The sequence below is a fragment of the Moraxella nasibovis genome, from assembly GCF_029581575.1.
In the GTDB taxonomy this organism is placed as follows: domain Bacteria; phylum Pseudomonadota; class Gammaproteobacteria; order Pseudomonadales; family Moraxellaceae; genus Moraxella; species Moraxella nasibovis.
This window is the reverse complement of the sequence record NZ_CP089975.1, coordinates 596646-610339: the sequence shown is the minus strand read 5'-3', so window position 1 is coordinate 610339 and position 13694 is coordinate 596646. Positions and strand designations below refer to the sequence as shown.

The 13694-nt window shown below is 45.5% G+C and carries 15 protein-coding genes; 5 read left to right on the top strand and 10 right to left on the bottom strand.

Annotation, left to right across the window (positions count from 1 at the left end):
• The first annotated feature begins 52 nt into the window (after positions 1-52).
• The gene (gene metK, locus LU290_RS02770; protein ID WP_277809042.1) at positions 53-1219 is read left to right on the top strand and encodes a methionine adenosyltransferase; all 1167 of its coding nucleotides are present in this window, start codon (positions 53-55) and stop codon (positions 1217-1219) included.
• Between the two features lie 188 nt (positions 1220-1407).
• Positions 1408-1740, top strand: a complete 333-nt coding sequence (locus tag LU290_RS02765) for a DUF3144 domain-containing protein (protein WP_277809041.1) — start codon at positions 1408-1410, stop codon at positions 1738-1740.
• Positions 1741-1802: 62 nt separating this feature from the next.
• On the opposite strand, the gene orn is transcribed toward LU290_RS02765, so the two are convergent.
• Positions 1803-2393 carry an oligoribonuclease gene (gene orn / locus LU290_RS02760; protein ID WP_277809040.1) on the bottom strand — a complete coding sequence of 197 codons (591 nt, stop codon included), beginning with the start codon at positions 2391-2393 and terminating at the stop codon, positions 1803-1805.
• Between the two features lie 335 nt (positions 2394-2728).
• Between orn and LU290_RS02755 the strand changes: the two genes are divergently transcribed.
• Positions 2729-3367 (top strand): DUF2062 domain-containing protein, encoded by a 639-nt coding sequence (locus LU290_RS02755; RefSeq protein ID WP_277809039.1) that lies wholly within the window; start codon positions 2729-2731, stop codon positions 3365-3367.
• 196 nt (positions 3368-3563) lie between these two features.
• On the opposite strand, the gene lolD is transcribed toward LU290_RS02755, so the two are convergent.
• A complete protein-coding gene (gene lolD / locus LU290_RS02750; protein ID WP_277809038.1) occupies positions 3564-4238 on the bottom strand; it encodes a lipoprotein-releasing ABC transporter ATP-binding protein LolD in 675 nt (224 codons plus the stop codon).
• Between the two features lie 9 nt (positions 4239-4247).
• Positions 4248-5489 (bottom strand): lipoprotein-releasing ABC transporter permease subunit, encoded by a 1242-nt coding sequence (locus LU290_RS02745; protein ID WP_277809037.1) that lies wholly within the window; start codon positions 5487-5489, stop codon positions 4248-4250.
• Positions 5490-5667: 178 nt separating this feature from the next.
• On the opposite strand from LU290_RS02745, the gene LU290_RS02740 reads away from it, so the two are divergent.
• Positions 5668-6624, top strand: a complete 957-nt coding sequence (locus LU290_RS02740; RefSeq protein WP_277809036.1) for a hypothetical protein — start codon at positions 5668-5670, stop codon at positions 6622-6624.
• A gap of 137 nt (positions 6625-6761) precedes the next feature.
• On the opposite strand, the gene LU290_RS02735 is transcribed toward LU290_RS02740, so the two are convergent.
• The 7 genes from LU290_RS02735 to ccoN form a co-directional block, all read right to left on the bottom strand.
• Complete coding sequence (locus LU290_RS02735; RefSeq protein ID WP_277809035.1) at positions 6762-6923, bottom strand: hypothetical protein; 162 nt, start codon at positions 6921-6923, stop codon at positions 6762-6764.
• A gap of 10 nt (positions 6924-6933) precedes the next feature.
• Positions 6934-7455, bottom strand: coding sequence for a DUF6756 family protein (locus tag LU290_RS02730; RefSeq protein WP_277809034.1), 522 nt, complete (start codon positions 7453-7455; stop codon positions 6934-6936).
• Positions 7456-7457: 2 nt separating this feature from the next.
• Positions 7458-8672 carry an RtcB family protein gene (locus tag LU290_RS02725; protein WP_277809033.1) on the bottom strand — a complete coding sequence of 405 codons (1215 nt, stop codon included), beginning with the start codon at positions 8670-8672 and terminating at the stop codon, positions 7458-7460.
• A gap of 533 nt (positions 8673-9205) precedes the next feature.
• A complete protein-coding gene (gene ccoP / locus LU290_RS02720) occupies positions 9206-10276 on the bottom strand; it encodes a cytochrome-c oxidase, cbb3-type subunit III (RefSeq protein ID WP_277809032.1) in 1071 nt (356 codons plus the stop codon).
• Positions 10273-10449 carry a cbb3-type cytochrome oxidase subunit 3 gene (locus tag LU290_RS02715; protein ID WP_277809031.1) on the bottom strand — a complete coding sequence of 59 codons (177 nt, stop codon included), beginning with the start codon at positions 10447-10449 and terminating at the stop codon, positions 10273-10275. The genes ccoP and LU290_RS02715 overlap by 4 nt, the downstream gene beginning before the upstream one ends.
• Entirely contained in the window at positions 10449-11087 is a 639-nt protein-coding gene (gene ccoO, locus LU290_RS02710) for a cytochrome-c oxidase, cbb3-type subunit II (protein ID WP_277809030.1), read from the bottom strand. Before ccoO ends, LU290_RS02715 begins: the two co-directional genes overlap by 1 nt.
• 11 nt (positions 11088-11098) lie before the next feature.
• The gene (gene ccoN / locus LU290_RS02705; RefSeq protein ID WP_277809029.1) at positions 11099-12589 is read right to left on the bottom strand and encodes a cytochrome-c oxidase, cbb3-type subunit I; all 1491 of its coding nucleotides are present in this window, start codon (positions 12587-12589) and stop codon (positions 11099-11101) included.
• Between the two features lie 701 nt (positions 12590-13290).
• Here ccoN and LU290_RS02700 point away from each other — a divergent pair.
• Positions 13291-13677, top strand: a complete 387-nt coding sequence (locus tag LU290_RS02700) for an SCP2 sterol-binding domain-containing protein (RefSeq protein WP_277809028.1) — start codon at positions 13291-13293, stop codon at positions 13675-13677.
• The last annotated feature ends 17 nt before the right edge of the window (positions 13678-13694 follow it).

Genomic DNA, 13694 nt, shown 5'->3' with positions numbered 1-13694 from the left:
AAAGCCACCAAAATTCGCACAATTTTTTATCTTTTTTATTAAGTGATTTTTTATGAACTATCAAGTATTCACTTCAGAATCCGTCTCTGAAGGTCATCCAGACAAGATGGCAGATCAGATTTCCGATGCTCTGCTGGACGCCATTTTAACCGAAGACAAAGACGCTCGTGTGGCGTGCGAAACCCTAACCAAAACAGGGGCAGTGGTCTTGGCAGGTGAAATCAGCACACACGCCAACATTGATGTTGAAGGCATTGTGCGTGCCACTGTCAATAAAATCGGCTACAACCACTCAGATTTAGGCTTTGATGGCAACAGCTGTGCGGTCATCAACATGATTGGCAAGCAGTCACCAGAAATCGCCCAAGGCGTAGATAGAAGTCGCCCAGAAGACCAAGGGGCAGGCGATCAGGGCTTAATGTTCGGCTACGCCACTAACGAAACCGATGTCCTTATGCCAGCACCGATTCAGCTGTCGCACCGCCTGATGGAACGCCAAGCCAAACTTCGTAAAGACGGCACACTTAGCTGGTTACGCCCAGACGCTAAGGCACAAGTTACCCTGCGTTATGACGCAAATCACAAGCCAATCGCCGTCGATGCACTGGTGCTATCCACTCAGCATGACCCAGACATCAGTCATGATGCCCTAAAAGAAGCTGTGATTGAAGAAATCATCAAGCCTGTCATTCCAAGCGAACTGCTACACAAAGACACGCTATACCACATCAACCCAACAGGCAAATTCGTCATCGGCGGTCCAGTGGGCGATGCAGGTCTGACAGGTCGCAAAATCATCGTAGATACCTACGGTGGTATGGCTCGCCACGGCGGTGGTGCGTTTAGTGGCAAGGACCCAAGTAAGGTGGATAGAAGTGCCGCCTATGCAGGTCGTTATGTTGCCAAAAACATCGTAGCGGCAGGTCTTGCTGACCGCTGTGAAGTACAAGTCAGCTATGCCATTGGCGTTGCTGAACCAACCTCCATCTCGGTCAATACCTTTAACACAGGCAAAATCAGCGACCAAGCCATTGAACGCTTAATTCGTGCACATTTTGACCTGCGTCCATATGGCATTACTCGTATGCTAAACCTACTACAGCCAATGTACGAAATCACCGCCAGCTACGGACATTTTGGTCGCACAGGTCTGGATAATGCCTTTACCTGGGAAAAAACCGACCGTGCCGAAGCCTTGCGTGCAGATGCAGGCTTGTAATCAATAGACAAATCAATGGGTAAGTGATGACACCAGCACAGTCTGGTCAAAAAAAGCCATGACCCATCTGATTTGTGATGACAGATGATAATTTGTAACTTTACTTGCAATTTAGCCAATCATCACAATATAAAAAGGGTGTGTTTACGCCCTTTTTTAATTTTGGCTTTATCTTATAAGGAAAACTCATGAGCGAACAAAGCAACCAACCCAAACTCACCCCAGAAGAATTTAATGCACAAATGCAAGCATTCTACGAGCGAGCAGACGCTTTTATCAATCTTGCCAACAGCCAATTATCGCCACAATCACACGCAGGTCAAGTTGGCTCATCACTGCTATATGCCGCCGCTCGTTATAGTGCGTCTGTCGCATCCATCGGCTTTGTCAAAGCGTCTGATTTTGAAAAAGAAAAAGAAGACATCATCAAATTCTACACCGCCCAATACGAGCAAATGCTGTCAGACAATCTAGACGATTACATCAAAAACTTTGATAAATACACAGGACTTAGCAAATAACCACCCAAACAAAAACCGCCAAAAGACAACATCTTGGCGGTTTTTTTATGCTCAATTTTCACTCAATCAAGCAATTTAAAAAAATGCTCACGATAGTGGCGAAGCTCACGAATGGAATCACGAATGTCATCTAACGCCAGATGAGCCCCACCCTTGTGATAGCCTGCTGCCACATCAGGACGCCAGCGATAGCACAGCTCCTTGACACTAGAGACATCAAGATTGCGGTAATGAAAATAGCGTTCTAGTCGTGGCATTTGCCGTGCCAAAAATCTGCGGTCTTGGCAAATGGAATTACCACACATGGGCGAAATACCCTCATCACACCATTTAGAGAGAAATTCAATCGTGGCATTTTCCGCATCGGCAAGGGTCATCGTGCTACGGCGAACTCGGTCAATCAGACCTGACTGTCCGTGCTGCTTTTTATTCCAGTCGTCCATCGCATTAAGTACAATATCAGGCACTTTGATGGCAATCACAGGGCCTTCCGCCAAGATGTTCAGATGATCATCGGTCACGATGGTGGCAATCTCAATGATTTCATCGTTTTGGGTGTCAAGCCCTGTCATCTCAAGGTCAATCCAGATTAGGGCTTTTTTTGTAGGTTTTTTGGAAGGTTTTGGGTGGTTGATTTGAATTTTATCGCTCATCTGTCATCACTCATCACGGCTTTATTATGTTAAGCCGTTCATTTTATCACACCTTTTACAAGTTGGCAGAACATTGTCAGGATTTTTTGCAAAAATTCGTCCAGTATGCACAGCCAGAACCATCAGCCGTAAGTTAAGCACAATAAAACAAAACCCTAGCAAATGTAAGAACTTATACTAAAAATGATGCCACAACCCACCCTACACAGCCGCCTGATCTTGTGGTGACTTTACCGCCTGATGGGTTTACATGAAACACAAGCCAAACAAAATTATCAAAGCCAAAAGCGAAGTTTTTTGGTATAATTGCACGGTGACAACATCATAATGACATCATGCCCAAGCAAAAACTCAAAAAATGGCTACCCACGCCTGAAAAGCTACACGAAAGTCGAGTGATGAAATGGTTCGCCCCTTTCATCGCTGACCCACGCCTATGGCACATGCACCGAGATTCTTTGACTCGTGCGGTGTATATCGGCGTGCTTTGTGCTTTTTTTCCATTGCCTGGACAGATGCCGCTTGCCATCATCGGCGCACTGCTTTTGCGTGCAAACATTCCGATGGCGGTCGCCCTGACTTGGATCACCAACCCACTGACGACGATTCCTGTGTTTTGGTTTGCTTATTGCGTTGGCGCGTTCATCACTGGTGAACCACTGATTGGCATTCGTACCATCGGTGTGATTTTATCCGACTTTACGCTATGGATCACAGGTCACGGCACCAATCCTTTTGCGCACCATCTTTTTTCCATCAAGGCATTTGTCATCGGTCTTAGCGTCTCTGGCATCGTCACAAGCCTGCTTTTAGGGCTGATTTTTCGCTTGGTGTTTCAGTATCACATCATCAATAGCTGGCAAAAACGAGCTGGCTACAATGCCAACGCCCCACGCTTTCACACGCAAAAAGGTCATAAACAGCGAGAAAATAAGCAAAGCCAAGACAATCATGATGAAGATTTCTCCATTTAATCTAGTTTTTGGAACATAAGAAGCTCACTACACAAAAATCCACGCTGGCAAAGATGCCCCATGCATTAGCCCAAGTCATTCAAGATGAAAGGTAACCAGACTTTACTTTTTAAGTCGCTTTTGGCATGACAACCCATTTTTTCTCGTGACAGCAATCATAAAAAAACGCCAAGCACAGCGTTTTTTTATGCATCAATCAGACCCACTGTCCGCTACGCATTTCAAGCTTTCTGTCCGCACGAGCCGCCAAGTTCTTATCATGCGTCACCATCAGCAGTGCCGTGCCCGAAGTGGCTTGCAGCTCTGAGAGCAGCTCAAACACCGCACGAGCGTTATCATCATCCAAATTACCCGTTGGCTCGTCCGCCAAAATGAGTGCAGGATGAGTCACCAACGCTCTGGCAATCGCCACACGCTGACGCTCACCGCCAGACAGCTCGCTGGGTCTGTGGTGGATGCGGTGCGACAGCCCCACCCGATCAAGCAGCTCATTGGCACGGCGGGTCGCCTCACTGATAGAAACTTCGGCACGCATGAGCAGTGGCATGGCGACATTTTCGGTGGCGCTAAATTCAGGCAACAGATGATGAAACTGATAAATAAAGCCTAAATGCTGATTACGAAGTTTGCCACGCTCGGTCTCATTAAGCTGTGTCAAGCAATGATCGCCCAGCCACACCTCGCCTGTGGTCGGCGTGTCCAGACCACCCAAAAGATGCAATAGCGTACTTTTACCCGAGCCACTGCTACCAACGATGGCGACTCTCTCACCAGCATGAATCGTCAGGTCCAGACCTGCCAATACTGGCGTGCGAATTTTACCTTCATCATAGACTTTGGTGATGTTTTTTGCCTGCAAAATAATACTCATCATCACTCCTTATTCATAGCGTAGCGCTTGGGCGGGCTGAATGCGAGAAGCTCTGAGCGCAGGATAAATCGTCATAAAGAAACTCAATAAAAATGACGCAATCACAATGATGGCAATATCCACAGCCTTCACCTGCGTCGGCAAAAAGTCCACCGGATACGCCCCCGATGTCAAAAGCGACACGCCAAACAGCTGCCCGATATAAGTGACGATGTCATTCACCGTAAAGGTGAGCGCCAGCCCCAAGATCGTGCCTGCCACCGTCCCAATCACACCAATAATCATGCCTTGCACGATGAAAACCTGCATGATGAGCTTGGACGATGCCCCAAAAGTCTTTAAAATGGCGATGTCAGATTTCTTGTCGGTCACCAGCATGATGAGGCTAGAAACGATATTAAAGGCAGCGACGACGACGATGAGAAACAATAATAGACCGATGATCGACTTTTCCATCTTGACGGCATTGAACAGATTGCCATGCGTCATCGTCCAGTCGGTCGGATACAGATTATCATCAAGACTTGCAGCCTTTTGGGCAGCGGCAGGCGCTTGGAATATGTCTTTGGTCAGCATTCGCACGCCCTGCGCTCCCTCAGGCAGCCTTAGCATCACGCCAGCATCACGCATGGCGACAAAGCCCATCATGCCATCGACATCTTTACTGATATTAAAAGTGCCGACCAAGGTAAACTGCTTAAATCTAGGGATCACCCCCACCACCGACGGCGACGCCTCTGGCAGCACAAGCGTCACCTTATCGCCCATGCCCACGCCCATATTCATTGCCATGCTCTCGCCCAGCACGATGCCAAATTCACCCGCTTTTAGCTGATCTAAGCTGCCTTGGGTGATAAACTCATCAACGATGGAGACATTTTTTTCATATTCAGGCTCGATGCCTGTGATCATCACGCCAGAGACCTGACCATTTGCCGCCAGCATGCCTTGTAGCTGGATAAAAGGGGCGGTCGCCAAGACATTCTTGTCCTGCTCAGCAATGCTATCAGACAGCCCTTGCCAGTCTGGCATGATGTCATAAGACATGACAGACGCTTGCGGAATCATGCCCAGAATGCGAGTTTTCATCTCACGATCAAAGCCATTCATCACGGACAACACCGTAATCAACGCCGCCACACCAAGCGTCAGCCCAATCATCGAGATGAGCGAAATGAACGAAATAAAGCCGTTTTTACGCTCGGCTTTGGTATATCTAAGCCCAATAAATAAGGCTAAGGGACGAAACATAAAGTTTTACTCAATCATAATCACAAACCCCATAGTTTACACCATTTGGGCAACTTTGGCATGAATTGACTGTGAAATTTACCAAAAATATTGAAAATTTATGACCAATTTGCACCCCTGCCTTGATTTTTTGAACAAAATCCCTTATTAAAGTAGCAGATTTTTTTGAGAATGTATCATGAACGAAATGCGCTACACCTACAAGCACGAAGTACCACCCGCCAAAGTGGACCTACCCTGCGATAAAAACGCAGGTCATGGCGACCACTGGGCAATCTTAACCCAAGACATCAGCAATGATGTGCCAGAATGGCTGCATGCCATGCTCGATGATGCCACTTTGCCAAGCGGATTAACACAAAGTCACCCATCAGATAACAAACTTCTGCTCGCTCACAACTCGCCCTGCCACATCAAGCAAATTTTAAGCCTTGAAAATGGCGCACCCAAGGCATTCATTAACGCCTTTCCTGCGGTGGATAGCCCTTATGGTGTCGAGTGTCACATCGAGCGTATCATTCGCTGTGAAGCGACTTCGGACGCCATCTTGCGCCTAAAAAGCAAAGACGGAGCGATCATCTATGCTTTTGATCAGCTTTATGCGGTCAATCGACATGAATACAAAACCCCAAAAACCTACTACGCCAATCTGAGCGCATGGGCGTACAACATCACGCCAAGCGATCAAAATGAGACCATCTTAGTGGATGATCCTGCTGCCATTCGCTACCACCGAGCGTTTAATGACATCGTCAGTGCCAATGGCGGTCAAGTACCAGATGACATCGAGGCACAAATCCAAGCATGGCAGCCGACCGATCTGCCAGAAGGCGAGGCACTCGCTCCTGTGGAGATCAACTTTGGACACAGCTGCATTTATCTGTTTGGTGAAACTTTTGGTCAAGAAGATGAGGCGTGGTGTCAAGGTCAAGTGCTGGGCATCAGCCAGACGAAGTTTTTTGAGACAGACATCACGCTGTTTGATGTGGTCATCTTGCGTGAGCCTGATGCCAGCCCATTGGTGGTGCGCATCGCTGCCGTCAGCACACCACAAACCCAAGCCATCAAAGTACATGATTACATTCAGGCGAACATTTGGCTACAAGCCGCCATTTACGCCCAAAACCAAAGATAAGCACACCTAAGTCTGCAAGGATAACATCCGCCTTGCAGACACCATTGCCAGCTTGCGATCCCATCTAAAACAAAAAAGAGCGATTCACGCTCGCCCTTTTCTCCTGTCATTTCAATGAAGTACATTTTAAAATACTCCTACAACCATGCAGTTTTATTAAGCTGCTGCTTACTTTGTCTGCGCTCACGGCGATGCACGGCTTTGGGTTTTTGCGTTTCAAATACACCGCCTTTTTGCAATAAAGGCGATAATGCGACATGATTACGCACTTTAATTTTAGGTAAGGGTTTGAGTTTCATATACATTTTCCTATTTTAGGTTTAAATATTTCAATGGGTTAATAATATCACCTGTACCAATTAAAACATCATGATGATTTATGGCGATTAACCATTGATATTTTTTAGAAACAAAATACACTTCATCAAAAAAGTACATTTCATTAATAATTTTTTGAATGGTTAAAATTTTACCTTCACAAAACCATTGTTTGCCATTACCAAAACTTGTTGCAATAAACCAAATTTTCTCATTATTATCAATCAACCGATTTAAATAAATTTCTGGTCTATCAGTTAAACAGTCAACAGAATAACACTCATCAAGATTTTGCCAAATTGTTGGTAAATTGTGTAACAGGCTATTTTTACAAAAGGTTTGATAAATCTTAGTTTGAATTTCACGCCAATTATCATAAGGCGACAACAAGCGAAATTCATCATCATTTAATTGCAATTTAACCTTTAATTGCGATAATTCCGCTCTTATCTCGTCCCATTCTTTATGATTGGCTCGGCGTTTGCCGTTTTCATTAAAATAAGGATAGGTCATAATCACCCCTTAATACACATCACTTGTTTAAGCGTATGTACCACCTCAATTAAATCACTTTGATTTGCCATCACTTCATCAATATCTTTATAGGCAGATGGAATTTCATCGACCACGCCTTTGTCTTTACGACATTCGATACCTTGCGTTTGAGCGATTAAATCTTGCTGATTAAACAATAATTTGGCTTTAGAACGGCTCATTTTTCGTCCAGCCCCGTGCGAACACGAACAAAAACTATCAGGATTGCCCTTACCTTTCACGATATAGGATTTTGCTCCCATCGAGCCGGGGATAATGCCATATTCATCAAGCCCTGCACGGATTGCCCCTTTACGAGTCACATACACATCTTCACCAAAATGATGTTCTTTTTCAACATAATTATGATGACAGTTAATCGCCTCTTTGGTCATCTGAAAACTGGGTAATAATGGGCGGATTGCCTCCAAAATCAACCGCATCATTTCACGGCGATTTTCATAGGCATAATCTTGAGCCCACGCCACCGCCTCGACATAATCATCAAAATTGGCTGAACCTTCGGCAAAATAGGACAAATCTTTATCAGGCACATGACCAAAACGACTTTGCGCCTCTTTCTTCGCTCGCTCGATAAAATAAGTGCCAATCACATTGCCCAAACCACGACTGCCTGAATGGAGCATCACCCAAACATCATCATTTTCATCGATACAGAGTTCAATAAAATGATTACCACCGCCCAATGTGCCAAGCTGCTTTTGCCAAGTGGCATCAAATTGACGCAGCATTCGGCGTAAAGCAGGATGTTTATCGGTAATTTGTTTTAGGCGTTTATCGAGTGGTGATAAAGTCGATGCCTTTGCCTTGACCTGCTTATGCTGTTCAAAACCGACAGGCACTTTACGCTCTATCGCATTGCGCAAGGCAGATAAATTATCAGGCAGCTGATACGCCTTTAAACTTAGGCGAACAGCATTCATTCCGCACCCAATATCTACGCCCACCGCTGACGGGATAATCGCATTTTTCGTCGGAATCACACTGCCCACCGTTGCTCCTTTGCCCAAATGTACATCAGGCATCACCGCAATATGTGAGTGAATAAAATTCAGTTGTGCCATTTTACGCAGTTGGTCTAGGCTTTCTTCATCGACATCTTGCGTATAAATTTTCACAGGAACGCCATAGCTTGCCTCTTCAGCTTTGGCATTTAAAATCAGTTGTATTGCCATAAAAATCAATCTCTTGAATTTGTCCGAATGGCAAAATATTATCCATTTTGCCACAATATCGACATCATATCGGCAAAATACAGACAATAAAAAACCTAGCGAATGCTAGGCTAAAAAAATACTTTTTTAATCTATGACATTCGGACAAAATTAAATCTATGTTGATTTTTGCATTTTGTCCGAACCAGCGAAACATCATGCAAAAACGCTTAAACCTGTAAAGGCGAAATGTAAATTAAATTGTTGCATGATGCCTCCCACATCGAATTAGGGCGTTAAATTGGATATTTATAACGCAGGTGAATGGAATTTGGACAGATTGTAAAACACTTTAAATCCATTGTCAAGTCAGCATACATCATCCATGAATTGATGCGTCAATAACTTTAAACCACACCACAACCATCATAAGTAACGATGTTTATGCATAGCGGACTTAGGATGGCGTCTGGATTGTCAAATACGGTCGTTGAAGGTCAATAAAAAGAGCCGAACAGTTCGGCTCTTTTTTGAAATAATCAGACTTGACTGAGTTATTCGGTTGGGTTTTGTGACAGTGAACGCACATAAGCTGCTAGTAGCATGATGCGCTCATTACCCAGCTTGGTTTGCCATTCTGGCATCACACCAGAACGACCATGACGAATGGTAGTACGAATGGCTTCACGATCGCCACCAAACAGCCAAATGTCATCGGTCAAGTTTGGCGCACCCATGGTGGTCAAGCCTTTGGCATCAGGACCGTGGCACAGCACGCAGTTTTGCTCAAAGATGGCTTTACCCTGAGCGACCTGCGCTTGGTCTAAGTCGTAGCCGTTTTGGTTGCCCGAGATGTCAAGCACATACTCTGCGGCTGCACGCACGCCAGATTCACCCAGCTGCTTTTGCCATGCTGCCATCGCACCAACACGACCATTATGGATTGACAGTAGGACATTTTCAGCCTCACCGCCAAACAGCCAATCATTATCCGTCAAATCAGGATAACCCAAGCCACCCTTGGCATTTGAGCCGTGGCACAGCGCACAGTTTTGTAGGAACAGACGGTTACCCACTTTTAATGCTTCTGGATCAGTCGATAACTTATCAACATAAGGGGCAAGTAGCGCTACTTGCGCATCAATCTGATCTTGTAGTTCCTTAGATGGCTCTGCCTGATCTTTCTTTTGCGCTTGCAGTTCGTTTAATTTTGCCAACACGGCAGTCGCTTCGCTCGCACCTGCGTTTGCCAAAATGCCTTGTTCAAAGTTTTCAGTGAAGACTTTGTTGTTGGCTTGTAGCTGGCTGTTTAGTTCATTCTCTGATGTCCAAGGCACTTTTTGACCATCGACCTCAACCGTAGTGATGCCTTTCCACGCATTCGGCTGAATGGCAGGGAACAAAATGAAGTAACCCAAACCCCAAATAAGTGTACCAAAGAAAATCACCAACCACCACTTCGGTAATGGCTTATCATACTCTCGAATGCCGTCGTATGAGTGACCTGTCGTCTCATCTTCTTCCAAGACAGGCTTTGATTTTAGTGTCCACACCAACACGCCGAAGATAAATAACCAGCAGCCGAGTGATAGGACAGTAATCCAAGAACCCCAAAAAAAGCTCATTGTGTATCCTTAGTGCGCTCTTTGAATGACAAGAGATCCTTGTCATCGAGCGCAAGTTGTGCATCTTCTTCAAAGCGTTTTTTATTCTTTGGTGAGTATGCCCACCATGCGATGCCGATGAAGGCGATGAACGCCGCCACCGTCGCAATACTATGTAAAACGCCCCAGTTCATTAGCGCTGACCTTGCATCGCAATACCAAGCTGCTGCAGGTAGGCAACCACCGCATCAAGCTCAGTCGCACCTTGTACTTGGTCAGGTGCTGCTGCAATGTCTTCTTCGGTATAAGGCAAGCCAAAACGCTCTTTAAAGATGCGCATTTTTTGTTGCACTTTTACACCATTCACTTCATTCTTGGCAAGCCAAGGATAAGCAGGCATCACCGAATCAGGCACAACAGAGCGTGGGTCGATCAAGTGATCTACATGCCACTGGTCAGAATAACGACCACCCACACGAGCAAGATCTGGACCTGTACGCTTAGAACCCCATAGGAATGGGTGATCCCAAGCCGACTCAGCAGCACGGCTGTATGGTCCATAACGCTCAACTTCTGCACGCAATGGGCGTACCATCTGTGTATGGCACACATGGCAGCCTTCACGGATATAAATATCACGACCTTCAAGCTCTAACGCTGTCCAAGGACGCATGTTTGGCAGCGGCTTATTTACGCCGCCATTTTCAGGGTCATTGGCATCAAAAATCAAAGGTACAATCTCAACCAAAGTGGCAAAGCTGATCGCAATGACGATAAAGATGACCAACAGACCTGTGTTTTTTTCTACGATTTCATGAGTAATATTTGACATGACTCTCCCCCTTAAGCCTTGACGGTGTCATTATCAAACACTTCATCACGACCAGTATTCACTTCTTCTGGCTCTGCGATGTGCTCAGGCACGCTTGGCATTTTGATGGTCTTGTAGCAGTTGTATGCCATCACAAACATACCCGCCACATACAATGCACCACCGAGCGCACGCACCACAAACGGCCAGTGTGAGACCACGACAGTCTGAATGAAGTCGTATGCCAAAGTACCATCTGGGTTGGTGGCACGCCACATCATGCCCTGAGTGATACCAGAGATCCAAAGTGCCACGATGTATAGGACAGTACCTGTGGTCGCAAGCCAGAAATGCACGGTGATCAGATTGGTGGAGTACATCTTAGCTTTGTTCCAGATGCGTGGCAGCAGCACATAGATCGAACCGATGGTGATCATACCCACCCAGCCTAATGCACCAGAGTGAACATGACCTACTGTCCAGTCGGTGTTGTGGCTGATGGCGTTCACCGCCTTGATAGACAGCATCGGACCTTCAAAGGTACTCATCGCATAGAATGACAATGCCACAATCAAGAAACGAATGATCGGGTCAGTACGCAGCTTATCCCAGCTGCCAGACAGCGTCAAGACACCGTTAATCATACCACCCCAAGATGGCGCAAATAGAATCAATGAGAACACCATGCCTAAAGACTGTGTCCAGTCAGGCAGTGCTGAATAGTGTAGATGGTGACCACCTGCCCACATATAAGACGCAATCAATGCCCAAAAGTGAACGATAGATAGACGATATGAATAAACCGGACGACCTACTTGCACAGGAATAAAATAATACATCATACCCAAGAATGCTGCGGTCAGATAGAAACCTACGGCATTATGACCGTACCACCATTGCACCATCGCATCAGTCGCACCACCAAACAGTGAATACGATTTAAACGCACCCACAGGGATTGCTAGGTTATTGACGATGTGAAGTAGTGCGATCGTGATGATGAACGCAGCAAAGAACCAGTTCGCCACATAGATGTGCGAGGTCTGGCGCTTGATCAGCGTACCAAAGAATACGATGGCATAAGACACCCACACCAGCGCAATCATGATGTCGATCGGCCATTCTAGCTCGGCATATTCTTTGCCAGAAGTAAAGCCTAGCGGCAAGGTGATGACCGCAGCGACGATGACCGCCTGCCAACCCCAGAAGGTGAACCACGCCAAATACGGCGCAAATAGGCGAGTCTTACAAGTACGCTGTACGATGTAATAAGAAGTTGCAAAAAGTGCTGAACCCCCAAACGCAAAAATCACCGCATTCGTGTGAAGCGGTCTTAGTCGTCCGAAAGACAGCCAAGAAGTATCAAAATTAAGCGCTGGCCAAGCTAGCTGAGATGCGATGAACACACCCACTGTCATGCCAACGATGCCCCAAAATACCGCCATGATGGTAAAGAAACGCACAATCGTGATTTCATACTCATGGTCGACATTCGGCACTACTGCTGTTTTAGATAGACTCATTGGATATTTTCCTGTGCAGCCCGATTTTGTGTAGCGGCATCATCGCTCGGCGTGTCTGTAACAGATGGCAGTAACAATAATGCAACGCTTTTTAAGTTATATTTGTATATTTTAACGCAAAGTGCCGTAAATATCATCCATATTGAACAAATAACTGCAAAAAATCCTTAATTTTTTTAAGGAAAATACAACAAAGACGATTAAAATCCACTTAATGTGTACAATGTCCGTGCTTGCTCAGCGATGATTGGCTTGGCTTGCGTCTTGATGAACCTGTCTGATTCACCCAAATTAAATCAATTCCATACTCACAGTATGGGATTATTGAAAATTTTCACCCTTTATTATACAACACAAATGTAAGTTTAGGCTATCTTTTGTAAAAATTTTTGAGATTTTTGGCAAGATTTTTGGCATTGATGTAATTTTTGAGCAAATATCGGCAGGTTTTGAGCGAAATTTGCCCTGTTTTTGGCGCATCATGCCCGATGAATCACACCACTCATGAAAATTCAGACTTTTTGCCAAAATTGCTTTATAATGAATTAGATATCAACTTAGATATTGACCTAGATAATGACTTGGACACAAGACGCCATACAAGCAAATTCGGCATTTACAAGACATAAGTCATCATCTAGCCGTCGCCGTTTTTTTCGATTTTTTTAACCAACCATCTTTAACCAACCAAAGGACATTTTATGAGCCTATTTCTCTCACCAGCATGGTTTGACACCGTCGCCAAATTGAACGAATCAGCAGGCGAACTGAACCTACCGCCAGCACTTGCCAATCTCGTGGTAAACGCCACCATCGAGCAAGACAGCCCTACCCTACTCCACCTAAAAGGCGGTAAAATCCACCAAGGTCATGCCGATGATGCCGTCAGCACCATCAAAATCGACCAAGAAACCTTGGGCGACATCATCAAAACTGGCGACACCAACATCGCCATCGAAGCCTTCATGACGGGCAAAATCCGTATCGATGGCGACATGAGTGCCGTCATGTCTTTACAATCCGCCAAACCAAGCCCTGAACAAAAGGCACTTTTTAAAGACATCTTAAAAAATACCGAGTTCACCTAAGAACACTACTCTTTTCA